The organism is Martelella endophytica (assembly GCF_000960975.1).
Lineage (GTDB): Bacteria > Pseudomonadota > Alphaproteobacteria > Rhizobiales > Rhizobiaceae > Martelella > Martelella endophytica.
The window spans coordinates 3528452-3543872 of sequence record NZ_CP010803.1 but is presented as its reverse complement, the minus strand read 5'-3'; the positions used below and the strand labels follow the sequence as shown (position 1 = coordinate 3543872).

Genomic DNA, 15421 nt, shown 5'->3' with positions numbered 1-15421 from the left:
CTCGTCACAATGTCCACGTCACTGTCTGCAGCAGGCCTGATGGCTTGCGGTTGGCGATGGTGATGTGGCCGCCTGAGCGTTCGATGATCTCGCGGGCGATGGCGAGGCCGAGACCTGCTCCGGGGATGGTCTTGCGGCGCGCGAGGTCGACGCGGAAGAACGGCTCGAAGACCTGGCCGAGAAGATCCTCGGGAATGCCGGGGCCCTCGTCGGCGATGGTGATCACCGCCTCTCCGCCATCGCGGTCGAGCGTGATCGTCGCGCCGCCGCCATGGGTTGCCGCATTGACGATCAGATTGCGCAGCGCCCGCTTGATCGCCAGAGGCGCAGCCTCGATTTCCACGGGAACGGTCGCTTGCAGGTCGACGCGCATGCCGAGTGGCGCCAGCCCTTCGACGATTTCACGCAGGAGTGCGGCCAGATCGACGATGGCGGTGGTGTCCCGGCTCACCTCCTCACGCACCAGGCGGATCGCGCTGTCGGCGATGCGGTCGAGCTCCTCAAGGTCGGCCAGCCATTTCTCGCGCTCCGCCTCTTCTTCGATGAATTCGGCGCGAAGGCGCATGCGCGTCATCGGCGTTCTGAGATCGTGTCCGGCAGCCGCCACGAGCCGCATCCGGCTTTCGGTCGCGGCCTTCAGATGGCTCGAAAGCCGGTTCAGCGCCCGCGCGGCCATGCGTGTTTCCGGCGGACCGGTTTCCGGCACATGCGGCAGCATGCCGTCCGGTCCGATGCTGCCGACGGCATTCTGGATGAGGCGCAGCGGTCGCATGATCATCGAGGCCGCGAATACCGAAACGGCGATGCTGCCGATGATGATCAGCGCGATCCAGCCGGCAAAGACATAGCGCCCTCCTGGTGGTGGACGAAGATCGGGAAACGGCATGACCAGAAAGCCGTCCTCGCCAAGATCGATCGAGATGGTGAGCCCGCCGCCTTCCGGACGCGTTATCAGTGTCTCGCCCGTGAAGCCGACCTTCAGCAGTGCTCGCTTCACATGACGGGTGGCCTTTTGATCGAGATCGCCGGAGGCCGGCGCCGGTGCCATCACAAGCCCCTCGGCGGCCGCGAGAGAGGGGTCTGCCTCCGCGACCTGCGCCAGGGTCGCAAGTTGGCGGGCGAGCGGAAGCATGAGCGTATCGGGATCCGGCCGCTGCAGGGCATTGACGGCAGCAAAGGTCGCCAGTCCGACCACCGAGAGGATGGCGACGATAAGAAGGATGACGATCCGATTGCGCAGCCAGTTCATCGTGGGGCCGCCTCGGAGAGCACCGGTAGCGTCAGCTGATAGCCGCCATTGCGAACCGTCTTGAAGATCGGGCCCTCCTCGCTCTCGCCGAGCTTGCGGCGAAGCTTGCTCATCATCACGTCGATCGACCGGTCGAAGGGATCGTGCCGGCGCCGCGCGGTGAGATCCAGCAACCGGTCGCGGGTCAGTAGCCGGCCAGGACGTTCGACGAAGACCAGCAGCAGGTCGAACTCCGCGCCCGTGAGATCGACCATCTCTCCGCTGTGGCGAACGACCTGGCGGCGCTCGGGGTCAAGCATGAAATCGCCGAAGCGGTAGACCAGCCCGGCCGGTGCGGGCTCCTCGAACTGCTGGGCGCGTCGCAGCACGGCGCGAATGCGGGCGACGAGTTCGCGCGGGTTGAACGGCTTTCCGAGATAGTCATCGGCGCCGATCTCCAGCCCGATGATGCGATCGACGTCTTCCTTGAGCGCGGTCAGCAGGATCACGGGGACATGCGGAAACGCGTCATAGAGGCCGCGGCAGATGTCGAGGCCCGAACCATCCGGCAGCATGACATCAAGGACGATGAGATCGGGCCGCCGCAGCTCCGTCTGCTTCTCGTATTCGCGGCGATCCGCGGCGAGGCTGACGTCGAACCCCTGGCCTGCGAGATAGCGCGCCAGGAGCGAACGGATCTCGGGGTCGTCATCGACGATCAGGATGTGATACTGCGTTTCCATGTTCCTGAATTGCCTCAATTCCTGCCCGATGAAAAGCTCTCCACCTTCGCCGCGGTCGGCCTTTTGGAAAAGAAATGTTGCCCTCGGTCTGCCGGAAACATTCGGTTACAAATTTCCTGTTTCCGGCAACATTGCGAGATCATCCGCCCGAATTCAGGCAATAAAGCCGTCATAAGCCGATAGCGGAAGCGACAGGCTTTCCGTCCGTCAATCGAAGGTCCAGCGATGAAACCCCGTACACTTGTCATCACCATTGCCATTCTGCTTGTCCTCGGGGGAACGGGTTACTGGTTGTGGGGTCGCTATGAAGCGCCTTCGGGGCCACCGCCGGCGACCGCAACCGTCAGTCGCGGTGACATCGAAGAGACGGTGCTTGCGACGGGGATCGTCAAGCCGGCGCGCCTTGTCGCCGTTGGCGCGCAGGCTTCCGGCCGCATTACCGCCGTTGACGTCGCGCTCGGACAGACCGTGAAGGCCGGCGACCTGATTGCCGAGATCGACTCGGTCACCCAGCAGAACAACCTGCGCACCGCGCAGGCAGCGCTGGACAATGCCAAGGCGCAGCTCACCGAAAAGCAGGCGACGCTGACGCTGAACGAGCAGGCGCTCGCGCGCTACAAGGAGCTGTTCGACAAGAATTCGGGGACGCGGGCCGATTATGAGAGCGCGCTGGCCGATGTCGGCGTCACCACCGCGCAAATCGCGGCCATCAAGGCTTCCATCGTCGAGGCGGAGGTTGCCGTCGACACGGCCAAGGTCGATCTCGGCTATACGAAGATTACCGCGCCGATCGACGGAACGGTGCTGGCGATCGTCAGCCAGGAGGGGCAGACGGTCAACGCCTCGCAATCCGCGCCGACCATCGTGGTTCTGGGCCAGCTCGACCAGATGACAGTGCGCACCGAGATTTCCGAGGCGGACATCACCCGGGTCTCGCCCGGAATGCCGGTCACATTTACCGTGATCGGCGATCCCGATACGGTCTATCAGGCGACGCTTGAGAGCATCGAGCCGGCGCCCGAATCGGTGAAGAGCGATTCGAGCTTCTCGACCTCGTCATCCTCGTCGTCATCGTCCTCCAGCTCGTCCTCTTCGGAAGCGATCTACTACAATGGCGTGTTCACCGTGCCCAATGAGGATGGCAAGCTCAGAACCTACATGACGGCGGAGGTCGAGATCGTGCTGGGCTCGGCGAAGGACGTGCTCACCATTCCCGCCGCGGCACTTGGAACGGCCGATGCCGACGGCCGCTACACTGTCCGCGTCCTAGACGACACCGGCAAGATCAAGACAACGAAGATCGAGATCGGGCTCGACAACCGGGTCAAGGCCGAGGTGACCTCGGGCCTCAGCGAGGGCGAGCGCATCGTCACCGGCGATGTTGCGCCTGCCAGTGCAGGTGGCGGAAGCGGCGGTTTCCGCGGCCCGCCACCGATGGGGCTTTGAGCCATGAACACCCCGCTGATCAGCCTTAAGGGCATCCGTCGCGCCTATCGCGCCGGCGACGAAGAGATTGAAGCGCTCAAGGGCGTCGACCTTGAAATTCAGGAAGGCGAGATGGTTGCGATCATCGGCTCCTCCGGATCGGGCAAGTCGACGCTGATGAACATCCTCGGCTGCCTCGACCAGGCGACGGCGGGCGAATACCGCATTGCCGGACGCGCGGTCTCGAGCCTCGACAGCGATGAACTGGCGGCAATGAGGCGCGAGCATTTCGGCTTCATCTTCCAGCGCTATCACCTGCTGCCGGAACTGAACGCCGTCGGCAATGTCGAGATACCGGCGATCTATGCCGGCATGGCCTCGGCCTCGCGGCGGGAACGGGCGGCGGCGCTGCTGGCGCGGCTCGGCATGGCTGAACGCACCAGCCACCGCCCCGGCCAGCTTTCGGGCGGGCAGCAGCAGCGTGTCTCGATCGCCCGGGCGCTGATGAACGGCGCCAATGTGATCCTCGCCGACGAACCGACCGGCGCACTCGATTCGCATAGCGGCGACGACGTTCTCGAAATTCTCGAGGAACTGAACGCCGAGGGCCATACCGTCATCCTCGTCACCCATGATCCCAAGGTGGCAAGCCGCGCGGCCCGCGTCATCGAGATTGCCGATGGCGAGATCACCGCCGATACGGTGACCCGCTCTCTCGATCGCAAGGCCGATGGGCAAGCCGAGGCGACCGCCAGGAAGCGTTCGCCCTTTCGTATCGGCGCGGCGCTTTCGGAGGCTTTCCAGATGGCGCTGGTGGCGATGTGGGCGCACAAGCTCAGGAGCTTCCTTACCATGCTCGGCATCATCATCGGCATCGCCTCGGTGGTAAGCGTCGTGGCGATCGGCCAGGGTTCGCAGGCGAAGGTTCTGGAAAACATATCGAGCCTTGGCACCAACACGCTGGAAATCTTCGCTGGCAAGAGCTTTGGCGATGTGCGCGCCGGCAAGATCACGACGCTGACGGTCAATGATGCCAATGCCCTGTCGGGGCAGCCCTATGCAGCGGCGGTCACGCCGACCGTCTCGAAATCGTCGACGGTGCGCTACGGCTCGACAGAATCGAACGCGCTCGTCAACGGCGTCGGGGCCCAGTATTTCACCGCCAAGGCGCTCGAACTCTCCGATGGCAGTCTGTTTGGCGCCAGTGCGGTCAGAGCGCGGTCCCAGGATGTCGTCATCGACAGCAACACAAGCGATACGCTGTTTCCGGATGGGGAAGATCCGATCGGCAAGGTGATCCTCGTCGGCAATGTGCCGGCCCGCGTGATCGGTGTCGTGGCCACCCGCCAGACCGGATTCGGCTCAAGTGGCAACCTTGCCCTCTACATGCCCTATACGGCCGTCCAGACCCGGTTTCTGGGAGAAACAACGCTGCGCAGCGTGATCCTGCAGGTGGACGACAGCTACGAGATGGACGATGCCGAGAACGCCGTGACCGCGCTGCTGACGCAACGCCACGGCACCAAGGATTTCTATATCCTCAACACCGACGACATCCGCGAGACGATCACCAGCACCGCCTCTACGCTGGCGCTGCTGATCACGGCGATTGCCGTCATCTCGCTGGTCGTCGGCGGTATCGGCGTGATGAACATCATGCTGGTCTCTGTCTCGGAACGCGTTTCGGAAATCGGAGTGCGCATGGCCGTCGGTGCGCGCCGCAGCGATATCCTGCTGCAGTTCCTGATCGAAGCGACGATCGTCTGCCTGATCGGCGGCTTCCTGGGCATTGCCGCGGCGCTCGGTTTCGGAACGCTGCTGACGACGTTAAGCTCGGGTTTCTCGGTGCTCTATTCGCCCGGTTCGATCATCGCCGCCGTGGTCTGCTCGACCCTCATCGGTCTCACCTTCGGCTACCTGCCGGCCCGCAGCGCCTCGAAACTCGATCCCGTGACCGCGCTTTCGGGCGAATGAGGGCGTGACGGGCAAGGCTCCGCCAAACGCATGGCGGGGCCGCGTATGCCCCGCTAAAGGGAGGCTGATTACGGTTGCGCCTTGTGCCGCGAATAACGAAAAAGCCCTACAGCGACACGTAGAGGACCGGATACCATCTCAGAACATATCAGGATAAAAATGGTGGGTGATGTAGGTCTCGAACCTACGACCCGCTGATTAAGAGAAAATGCTTCCAACAACAACGAATTGATTTCAAATGAAACGGGTTTCCAGAGGATTAGGCGATTTACTCGATTCTGCCCGGGAACAAACAGTGAATTGAAAACCGCTTCATCTGTCTTACCTGCAATGGAATGAACGCTGGTCATTCTCGAGATTCTGCCGAAACGACTTCCCACGCCCCAGCGACGACCGCTTTGCGCCCCCAATGCGGTCACCGAGACTCGGTTAGCGGTGCTCCGAAAGCTGCCATTCCCGCCACGCTAGGCCCGCGTCGAATTTGGGGTGGGAAGAGGACTGACAGGTTTCGAACGGCTACGGCGGGAAAGCTGCCTTCTACTTGGTGAACGGGCTTCGGCGGCAACGCGCCCACGATCCGGTCCTTGGAGATTGCCGGCGAGCATTGCCGTACCTAAGCAGTCGGACAAGCTCATTCACCTTCGAGGCGCTCCTGGACTTCTGTCACGAAGCGCGACGGGTTGTGCTGGGCATACACAAGATGAATCTCATGCCGCGCACGCGTGAAGCCGACATAGAAGAGGCGTCGAGCCTCACGGACGTCGTTCTCCGTAGCATTGTTGCGCGGCAATCGGCCTTCATCCACGCCGAACAGAATTACCACATCGAATTCGCGCCCCTTGGCACTGTGCAGTGTCGAAAGATTGAGACGATCAAGGCCGCTCCCAATTCCCGCAAACTCACCCAGCGGAAAATCATCGACATCGCCGTCTGGACCGATACGATTGAGGAAGTCGTTTAGGATGCCAAGTTCATCAGCGAGTGATCGGGCGAGATCGACCCGGGGACGAATGATTTCATCACGCAGAGCTGCCAGCCAATCGGAGAGGCTGAGCGTTTCGTCCCGCCGATCCCATAACGCAGCGGTGACGTCACGTTGAAAGGTGAGCCGCTCATCCTCATCGATTATAGTTTCGTGGAATAGCCTGGCTCCTTCGCTTACTACACGAGACAGCCGGGGCCTCCCAGATCGCCACCCCCCGCAGCACCACATTGCGCATTGCTCCAGCCATCGCATCAACCTGCTGCCGCGCGGATAAAGCGCGTTGCCATCGGTTCGGATTACGGAATAGCCATGCTTTGCAGCCGCGTTGGCGACTTCGTCACCGAGGAATGCCGCAGGATACAGTACGGCGATCTCGCCAAGATTGGTGCCGGGTCGACGCTCGCGGATCTCAGAGATCAGTTCCTCGACGAGATATCGTGCGTGCCCGGCATGGCCGCCTGTGCAGGGATGGAAATATATCGTTCCCTCATGGGCACCGTCGGGCGCCTTATAGCCTCGGTTCTCTCCGAGCGCGTATTCGGACGCGCTGACAATCCGCGAGCCGCAGCGATAGTTGAGACCTAGTCGCACCGTTTCGACGTCATCGCGCTCGGACAGTCGTCGCAGCAACTCTGGCGTTGCGCCGGTAAAGCCATAGATGGACTGGTCGATATCGCCGACCGCGAACAACCGCATGCCCGCGCTGAAGCAGAGGCCCATGACCATACCGTGCAACGCACGGCCCAAGTCTTGATACTCGTCTACAGCTAGGATCGGATATTTCGCCACCATCGCCGTTCTAAGCCACTCATTGGCGGCAAGCGCACGCACTGCGAGGAGCGGCATGTCGTCAAAATCTATCAGTCGGCGTGCGCGAAGTTCGGCTTCGTACGCCTCGACCAGTTCGGTAAGCTCGGGATCGAGCGTTCTCCACTCCGGCAGCTCGCGATTGAGGAAGCGGCGACGATGACGGCCGAGCCGCATGTCCCAGTTCTGCGGGTTCTCCGGTCCACCTATTACCTGCGCATGAGCGGCCGCCAATGCGGCTCGAGCCTCCTGCCGAGTCGCCACTTTGAATTCATCGGGTAGGCCCAGTCCGGCCACTTTAGCGTAGGGTAGCAGAATTTGTGTGAGTGAGAATGAGTGAACGGTTCCGATAAAAACGCGTCCGCCGGGTGCGATGCCTAGCGTTTCCAAGCGGCTTTCAAGCTCCCGTGCACATTCGTTATTGTAGGTGATACAGGCAATACCGCGTGGCTCGTCCACATCTTCGCTAAGCATTCTGGCAAGTTTGACCGTCAGCGTCTTGGTTTTGCCGCTGCCTGGCCCAGCCAGCAACACGCAATGCCCCGCAGCTTCATAGGCCTGCCACTGCTTGTCATTAGAACGCAGATCCTCTGCCGCCTTAAGAAAAAGTGCCCTGTTAGACGAGACGGATGACATGATTAATCGCATCTTTAATATAGTCGGGCACGGGCTTGCCGGCCGAACGCGTCGCTAGTCTTTGCGCGAACCGCCCCTTGCCCATTTGCTCGATCATCTTCAGCAGTTCATCAGCGTCGAAATCCTCTGGCTGCGCTTCCCATGCATCAAGGAATGCCTTGCGTCCGGCGCCGAATTTCTGCTCACGGAGGGTGTCGATCATCTCCTGAGCATAGTCCCCCTCGAACAGCTCGGTCTCAAGCGTACTCCCGTTCACGAAGATGCCGAACTTCTCGATTTCCGCAAATGTCTCCTTCCATGTTCCCTTGTCCTCGATGGCTTTGATTACTGCGTCAGTGTCACCCTCCTCAGCGGCTTCGTCGATGATCCGAATGAGCTTGAGCGCCCGATTGTTGGCGCGTGGCATCTCGTCCACTTCGTCATAATCGGTGATCACGGAGAATGGGATGCCCAAAGCGCAGAGCAGCTTGACATACGGCTGAAAGTTCGTCCCGGCGACAGAGCACACCGACACCCCATGCTCATCGAGCGAGATGCCCATACCCTCGGCAAATGCTGGGATCAGAAACCGCTCTGCTTCGCCTTCGACGAGGATGACACCGCGCGCGAAGACCATCTCTGCACGAGTGACATCCAGATATCGCTGGAGATCTTCGGTTTCGGCTTTGGTGAAGTCCGCTGCAGCGGTCGAATATCCCACCGTTCCCTCGTTTAAGGAAGCTCGCAAGAGTAGGAGCGATTCCAACGGGGCAACACTTGCAATATGCGGCGAGTGGGTGGTCAGAATAACCGAAAGCGGACCAGCGGCATCTTCGTCGTTGTCAGCATCAACGCCGTCTCCGCCATCGACGATAGTCTCAAAGAGATGCTTGTAAACTAGGCGTTGAAGATGCGGATGCAGGTGCGCCTCCGGCTCCTCGATCGCGAGCAACGAGTGATCGCGCTTGTTGGCAGTGATCAAGCGCTGCAGATCAAGCAGTTTGAGCGTGAGAAAGATGAGGTTTGCCGAGCCGAGACTGGCGTCGGCGATGCCACGTCGCCCTTCATCTATCAGCAGCCGAATCTGCCGGTTGATGCGCGTGGCGTCGGTCGAGCTGAAGCCAAGTGATGGATGCACATCCTGCTTCGAGCCGGCCATTGCCAAAAATAGCTCTGAGATGTTGACTTCGAGCGTCTTCACCTCATCGAAATCGATCGCCGCGGCACTGGCCCCTGCAATCTTCTCTCCAATTTCTTTGAGAGCATCCTTGTCGATTCCGATGAATGCATCTTCGACGAGAGGACGAAGGGGGGATCGGCGCCAAGCAGCAAGATCGCCCTCCGCATCCCGAAGGGCCTGCAGTAAGTCCATCGTGATGCGGCGCCGAAGATCATGACCGAAGCGCTTAGCTTCATCCTCGCCACCGAAGCAGACAAATGAGAAATCATCGTCACTAGCGGGGGCATGACCAAGGCCAGGCTGAGCACGCAATTGATAAGTAAGGCAGACGGTGTTCGGATCGCTATTGAGTCGATAGTCGGTCAGCACCGCCAAGACGTCGAGGTCGTCCTCAAAATCCTTGATCTCTACCGAAATGGTTATGGTCGTATCAGCGGTAATCTCCTCCAACCCGTCCCAGAAGTCCGCGAGGCCGAGCTGTCGGCCGCTATCGGGCAGTGAGGGGTCGAAGACAAGGCGCAGGCCAAAGAGCAAATTGCTCTTTCCGACGCGGTTTTCGCCGACAATGACAATGTTACCGCCAAGCGCGACATCAAGGTCGCGGAAGTTGCGGAAATTCTCAATCCTGATTCGCGACAGATACATAGTGCCCCCTCATACCAACTTATATCATAACTGATCACATTTCAGCATGACTAGGACTGTTTAGATCGGCCCCGAACTTGTCGTACTCAGTCGTTGTACGAAGGACAGCTTTCGGGGATCTGCAAACGGCCATCGAGTGTCCGAGATGGGGTCGGAAGCGGTCATGGAGGCCGACCGTGGTCTATGGCAGCTGTTTCTTCGCCCACTGCCAAGTCCGGACAGTCCGTTCACGGCCCCGGTTCTGTCGATCTTGTTGCGCCATGAGCGGTCTGGCGGCTAAGCGCCGTCATTCTGGTCGTTTGCGCGGGCTATAGAATTGCCGAAAGTAGCCGCTCGGCTTGCGTATGCTGAATGTTCCCGATTAAGTGGTAAAGCGGAATGGCAGGTCTTGGCGGTCACGCTAGGAAAACTGACATTTGCCTGTCAACGAATCAGCAGCCAATCAAGCAGGCGCTCAACGCACTGGGAGCGACGACGTTTGGGCAATTTTTGGCGATGTAGGAGCGACAGAGATTAAGTTCACTTTTAGGCCGCCTCAGCTCCCCAGCAGTACAATGAACGACTAGCTAATGGGCCATATCATCATGCCCTCTTTTGCGTTCCGTACCTCGCTCAGCGAGGATGCCGGAGTGCGCTCCGGTTTTGCGCTCAATGAAGCCGAGATACTCGCGCATCTGCCGAAGGTGCACAGCTTGCGTGAAGGCCTCGAAGGGGATGTCGCGATGCGGGTGGGATCGGATGAATATGCCGATACGGTCGGTGATCTGCTGTATGCGCTCGGCGTCACCGACGAACCAGGCATGCCGACGCTGGGCATCCGACTGATGAAGCTGGTCGGGCGTGACTGGCGGGAATTTGCGACGCTCGATGAGATGCTGGAAATCGAGGCGGTCGCCAGCCATTATCTGCGCCTGCGCAGCAGCAATGAAGCTGAACAGGCGGCGATCCTGGCGGAATTGAAGGCGATGGTCGCAGGCAAGGCCGGCGTCTGGGACGCGCTCCAAGAGGCGATGACCCATCATCTCGCCTTCTCGCCCTTTTTCACGCGGTCGGTGGCGCTTGCTGATCGGATCACACTCGATGCGCTGTTCGCGAGCGAGCAGCTTCCAGCCGAACCCATGCGCTATTTCGATCAGCGCTTCATCAACTACCTTGCGAGCCATCCCGAACGGCTCAAGGACATTCACTGGCGGCAATTCGAGGGACTGACCGCCGAGTGGTTCCAGCGCGGCGGCTACAGTGTCGAGCTAGGGCCCGGACGCAACGACGGTAGCATCGATGTGCGGCTGTGGAACGCCGACGCACCGCCGGGCGCGCCGCCGGCGGTGATCGTTCAGTGCAAGCGCCAAAAGCGCAAGGTCGGGCGCGTGGTGGTGAAAGCGCTTTATGCCGACATGCTTGAGGAGCGCGCCGATGCAGGGCTTGTGGTAACAACGAGCGACATCAGCCCAGGCGCATCGAGCGACGTGAGCGCGCGTGCTTATCCGATCACGACGGCGAACCGCGCACAGGTGCAAGCGTGGATAGAGGCGATGCGAAGGCCCGAAGCGGGCTTGATAGCAGGCGCATTCTAATGACACGCGCTGTCATCGCGATTATAACTCGCGTTAGTTTTGCCACCTCCAGTGCTTTGAACCGGAAGGTCCGCTTCCGGCCCCTTTACTGCCGTTCACAGCGTGCCAAGGTTTTCTCTCGCTTCTGTCGGACCTGCAGAGTAGACGTCTCTTCCTTCGGTCGTGGGGATCACAGCAAACTCATCTGAGGCTCTCGTATTCCATCAGAGCTTTCCCCTAATGAGGAAAGGGTAATCCCGAGCAGGCGGATACCCTTTTGAATTGGAAACACCTCGGTCAGCATCACGTTGGCAATTCCAGCAATATCGCTTGCACTTCGCATATTTTGGCCAACCGTCCGGCTCCGTGTGATCTGCTGGAAGTCAGCATATTTCACCTTCAGCGTGACGGTCCGCCCACTGATCTGCTTGTTCTCAGCGTGGCGCCAGACCTTCTCTGCAAGCGAAATCAACTCCGCCCTCGCCGCCTCCAACTCGAATATATCGGCAGCAAACGTGTCTTCCGCGCCGATCGATTTGCGCGGCCGATCGGGCTGAACCGGCCGCTCGTCGATCCCCCGCGAGATCCGATAATACCACCCGCCCGACTTGCCGAAGTTGTCACGCAGGAAGGCGAGCGGTTTCTGACGCAGATCGGCTCCGGTCACGATCCCGAGCCGCTGCATCTTTTCGGCCGTCGCCGGCCCGACGCCATGGAATTTCTTGACGGCGAGGTCAGCAACAAATGCCGGCCCCATCTTCGGCGTGATCACGGCCTGACCGTTTGGCTTGTTCAGATCGCTCGCCATCTTCGCGAGGAACTTGCAGTAGGAAATCCCGGCAGACGCGTTGAGGCCGGTCACTTCCTTGATACGGGCGCGAATGATCGTCGCGATCTCGGTTGCGAACGCGATGCCTTGCTTGTTTTCGGTTACATCGAGATAGGCCTCATCGAGCGAAAGCGGCTCGATCAGATCTGTATGCTCGGCAAATATCTGATGAATTTGCGCCGAGACCGACCGGTAGACGTCAAACCGCGGTTTCACGAAGACCAGGTCGGGACAGCGGCGCTTAGCGGTCACGGAGGGGAGCGCGGATCGCACACCAAACGCCCGCGCCTCATAGCTGGCCGCCGCGACGACACCTCTGGCCGCCGAGCCTCCGACTGCGACCGGCTTGCCTCTCAAGTCGGGATTGTCGCGCTGCTCGACGGAGGCATAAAAGGCATCCATATCGACATGGATGATCTTGCGGATGACTGGGGCAGCACCATCCGTTTTGACCTCGTGGTCTCTTTCCAAGGCTGTCATTTCATCCAGGGCGGCCATGACCATCTCAAGAGCGTGATCCGTGACGACGTTATTCGTCTTAGGAGTTTTCAGGAGGGTCGACCACGACCAGCATGTTTCCGGGCAGCGGTCGCTGAAGGTGTTTCACATCTGCCCACTCGCCGGTGAGCCACAGAGCGACTTCCTCCGGCGTCGTCAGGATCGCCGGCATCGCCTTCTCATGAATGGGTTTGACGATCTCGTTCGGTGTTGTCGTAAGAAACCCGAACAGTTCGTATTCCTGTTCGCCATCGCGGACCTTCCGCACACCCTTCCACGGCGTCCAGAAACCGGCAAAGAACATCAGCGGCCGGTCGGGGTTCTGCGCAAACCAGGCATTCGGCACGCGCCCGCCCTCCACCTTGCTGGCGGGATCGGGTTCTGCAAATGACGTGAACGGCACGACGCAGCGGCTTGTCGGCCCAAGCCAGCGCCGCCAATGCGGAGATCCGACGTTGCGGATATTGGTGACCCCACGATCGGCCTTGCCTTTGACGAAGGCCGGCGGCGTCGGCATGCCCCAGGTGGCACTGACGATTTCCCGTTTGCCATCGCCACCGACGCGAACGATCGGCGCCAGCGTGTTGGGATAGACGTTGAGCGACGGCTCGTTCCATCCGGCCTTGTCGCTCATCGCCTTGCTAAACTGGACGACGGCATCCCGTGTCGTCGTCAGATTGTAGAGATTGCACAAGTCCCCTCTCCGTTAGCGCCACATCCCGCGCATCCGCGCGCCGACATCAAGCCGAACCTGCCGCGGGCCCGCGTTGTTCTGTTGCCCGGGCTTCACCACCGGCCATGTCCTGTTCTCAAAATGCTGCAACAACATAGCGGGAATGAATCGGGTCCGCGAGGCATAGACATGCCTGTCGCCGGTCGAGGACTGTCCATGCGTGAAGAAGCGCTGTGGAACGACAAGGTTCAGGCTGTCCCGTGCCCGCGTCATAGCCACGTAAAGCAGGCGTCGCTCTTCCTCGATGTCGTCGGTCGTGCCGACGCCAAGATCGGAGGGAATGCAACCGTCGACCGCATTGAGGACGAAGACCGAGCGCCACTCCTGCCCCTTGGCCGAATGGATGGTCGAGAGGATCAGATAATCCTCATCGAGCAGAGGCACACCGGCCTGTCCGGAGGTAGCATCGGGCGGGTCGAGCGTCAGCTCGGTCAGGAACCGTTCCCGTGACGGATAGCCAGCGGCAATGTCTTCAAGCTGCAGAAGATCGGCACGGCGCATCTCGAAGTCTTCATGGATGCGCTCCAGATACGGCTCATACCATGCCCGGACCCGGCCGATTTCAGCGGGCCAGCCCATGTTTGATTGGCGGAGGTCCGTTACCAAGGACACAAGACCCGGCCAGTCGGCTACTGCTCGCGCGGGCGCTGGCAGGGCCGCCAGTGTCTCTACCGGATCGGTGGTTTCAGCAATCGCGTCCAGCGCATTTTGCGCCGAGGCCGGCCCCACACCTGGCAAGAGCTGCATCAGCCTGAAGCCCGCCACGCGATCGCGCATGTTCTGGGCAAACCGGAGTGCTGCCAGCATGTCCTTCACATGCGCGGAATCGAGGAATTTCAGGCCACCGAACTTCACGAAGGGAATGTTGCGACGGGTGAGTTCCACCTCCAGCGGCCCACTGTGATGGCTCGCACGAAACAGCACGGCCTGGTCCTTCAGCCGCATGCCACCCTCGCGATTGTCGAGCACCTCGTCGGCAATGAACCGCGCCTGATCGCCCTCGTCGCGAACCGTCACCAGCCGCGGCTTTTCGGTTGAAACGCGGTCGGTCCAGAGATCCTTGGTGTAGCGCTCCTGGGCAAGACCGATGACGCCATTGGCCGCAGCGAGGATCGGCTGCGTCGACCGGTAATTGCGGTCGAGCGTGATCACATCGGCCTTCGGCGAGAATCCATTCGGGAAGTCGAGGATGTTGCGAACCGTGGCCGCCCGGAACGAATAGATCGACTGCGCATCGTCACCGACCACCGTCAGCCCCCGGCCGCCAAGTTTGAGCGCCATCAGGATCGAGGACTGCAGGCGGTTGGTATCCTGGTATTCGTCGACCAGCACATGATCCCAGCGTCCGCCGATCTCGGTGGCAAGCGCCGGATCGCCCATGGTCTGCGCCCAGTAGAGCAGCAGGTCATCGTAATCGAGGACGTTCTGGACCTGCTTGGCCTCGACATAGGCCGCAAACAGCTCCCTCAGTTCCTGTTCCCAGGCGGCACACCACGGAAAGTTCGCTCTCAGGATTTCCGAGAGTGGCGCCTCGGCATTGACGGTGCGCGAATAGATCGAAAGGCAGGTGCCCTTGGCCGGAAACCGGCTTTCTGTCTTGGAGAAGCCGAGCTCATGGCGGGCGAGGTTCATCAGATCGGCCGAATCCTCGCGGTCATGGATGGTGAACTGCGGATCGAGACCAAGCTCGATCGCATACTCGCGCAACAACCGGGCGCCGATACCGTGGAAGGTGCCGGACCAGGCAAGCCCGTCCGCCATGATCCCGGCCTTGTCACCAAGCGTCTTTGCGCAGATCCGCTCGACACGCTTTCCCATTTCGGCGGCGGCACGACGGGAAAAGGTCATCAGCAGGATCCGGCGCGGATCCGCTCCGGAGATGACGAGCTGGGCCACGCGATGGGCAAGCGTATTGGTCTTTCCGGAGCCCGCTCCCGCAATGATCAGCAGCGGTCCGCCGATGGCGCCATCAGGCAAATCCGTGCCATGCAGAACCGCGGCCCGCTGGTTGTCGTTCAATTTTTCGAGATGCGCCGCGCTCATACCGCCCTACCCTAAACCCCTTGTGATTCAACGACGCGCGCCTCACGCATCGGTGTTCTGTCCCAGTCGCCGTCCACAGGGCCCGCCAATGAGGTCGATTGACTCGAAACCTAAGAAAGAACAAATAAGGAACATATCGGAGAATTCCGCCGTTGCAAAGTCC

Annotated in this window: 10 protein-coding genes; 3 read left to right on the top strand and 7 right to left on the bottom strand. The window is 60.6% G+C overall.

The genetic code is table 11. From position 1 onward, the window contains the following. Positions 1-4 precede the first annotated feature (4 nt). Together TM49_RS16265 and TM49_RS16260 are read right to left on the bottom strand one after the other, a co-directional pair. Positions 5-1249 (bottom strand): ATP-binding protein, encoded by a 1245-nt coding sequence (locus TM49_RS16265; protein WP_045682818.1) that lies wholly within the window; start codon positions 1247-1249, stop codon positions 5-7. Further along, positions 1246-1971, bottom strand: coding sequence for a response regulator (locus tag TM49_RS16260; RefSeq protein ID WP_045682816.1), 726 nt, complete (start codon positions 1969-1971; stop codon positions 1246-1248). The genes TM49_RS16265 and TM49_RS16260 overlap by 4 nt, the downstream gene beginning before the upstream one ends. A gap of 225 nt (positions 1972-2196) precedes the next feature. Between TM49_RS16260 and TM49_RS16255 the strand changes: the two genes are divergently transcribed. Together TM49_RS16255 and TM49_RS16250 are read left to right on the top strand one after the other, a co-directional pair. Continuing rightward, on the top strand, positions 2197-3417 hold the full coding sequence (locus TM49_RS16255; protein ID WP_045682814.1) for an efflux RND transporter periplasmic adaptor subunit: 1221 nt from the start codon (positions 2197-2199) through the stop codon (positions 3415-3417). 3 nt (positions 3418-3420) lie between these two features. Then, the gene (locus tag TM49_RS16250; RefSeq protein WP_045682812.1) at positions 3421-5370 is read left to right on the top strand and encodes a MacB family efflux pump subunit; all 1950 of its coding nucleotides are present in this window, start codon (positions 3421-3423) and stop codon (positions 5368-5370) included. Between the two features lie 631 nt (positions 5371-6001). Here TM49_RS16250 and TM49_RS16245 read toward each other — a convergent pair. Together TM49_RS16245 and TM49_RS16240 are read right to left on the bottom strand one after the other, a co-directional pair. After that, on the bottom strand, positions 6002-7798 hold the full coding sequence (locus TM49_RS16245; protein WP_045682810.1) for an ATP-dependent helicase: 1797 nt from the start codon (positions 7796-7798) through the stop codon (positions 6002-6004). Further along, complete coding sequence (locus tag TM49_RS16240) at positions 7779-9602, bottom strand: ATP-dependent nuclease (RefSeq protein ID WP_045682808.1); 1824 nt, start codon at positions 9600-9602, stop codon at positions 7779-7781. Before TM49_RS16240 ends, TM49_RS16245 begins: the two co-directional genes overlap by 20 nt. 569 nt (positions 9603-10171) lie before the next feature. Here TM49_RS16240 and TM49_RS16235 point away from each other — a divergent pair. After that, positions 10172-11176: a restriction endonuclease gene (locus TM49_RS16235; protein ID WP_052699892.1), complete on the top strand. Its 1005-nt coding sequence runs from the start codon at positions 10172-10174 to the stop codon at positions 11174-11176. A 169-nt stretch (positions 11177-11345) separates the two neighbouring features. Here the strand turns inward: TM49_RS16235 and dinB are convergent, their stop codons facing one another. The 3 genes from dinB to TM49_RS16220 are packed head-to-tail and all read right to left on the bottom strand — an operon-like array spanning position 11346 to position 15258. After that, positions 11346-12464 carry a DNA polymerase IV gene (gene dinB / locus TM49_RS16230; protein WP_045685360.1) on the bottom strand — a complete coding sequence of 373 codons (1119 nt, stop codon included), beginning with the start codon at positions 12462-12464 and terminating at the stop codon, positions 11346-11348. A 58-nt stretch (positions 12465-12522) separates the two neighbouring features. Next, complete coding sequence (locus TM49_RS16225; protein ID WP_045682805.1) at positions 12523-13176, bottom strand: SOS response-associated peptidase; 654 nt, start codon at positions 13174-13176, stop codon at positions 12523-12525. A gap of 12 nt (positions 13177-13188) precedes the next feature. After that, complete coding sequence (locus tag TM49_RS16220; protein ID WP_045682803.1) at positions 13189-15258, bottom strand: ATP-dependent helicase; 2070 nt, start codon at positions 15256-15258, stop codon at positions 13189-13191. Between the last annotated feature and the right edge of the window lie 163 nt (positions 15259-15421).

Coding starts and splice junctions, on each gene's coding strand:
- TM49_RS16240 (WP_045682808.1), bottom strand. CDS start 9,602: ATGTATCTGTCGCGAATCAGGATTGAGAATTTCCGCAACTTCCGCGAC.
- TM49_RS16235 (WP_052699892.1), top strand. CDS start 10,172: ATGGGCCATATCATCATGCCCTCTTTTGCGTTCCGTACCTCGCTCAGC.
- dinB (WP_045685360.1), bottom strand. CDS start 12,464: ATGACAGCCTTGGAAAGAGACCACGAGGTCAAAACGGATGGTGCTGCC.
- TM49_RS16255 (WP_045682814.1), top strand. CDS start 2,197: ATGAAACCCCGTACACTTGTCATCACCATTGCCATTCTGCTTGTCCTC.
- TM49_RS16265 (WP_045682818.1), bottom strand. CDS start 1,249: ATGAACTGGCTGCGCAATCGGATCGTCATCCTTCTTATCGTCGCCATC.
- TM49_RS16245 (WP_045682810.1), bottom strand. CDS start 7,798: ATGTCATCCGTCTCGTCTAACAGGGCACTTTTTCTTAAGGCGGCAGAG.
- TM49_RS16220 (WP_045682803.1), bottom strand. CDS start 15,258: ATGAGCGCGGCGCATCTCGAAAAATTGAACGACAACCAGCGGGCCGCG.
- TM49_RS16260 (WP_045682816.1), bottom strand. CDS start 1,971: ATGGAAACGCAGTATCACATCCTGATCGTCGATGACGACCCCGAGATC.
- TM49_RS16250 (WP_045682812.1), top strand. CDS start 3,421: ATGAACACCCCGCTGATCAGCCTTAAGGGCATCCGTCGCGCCTATCGC.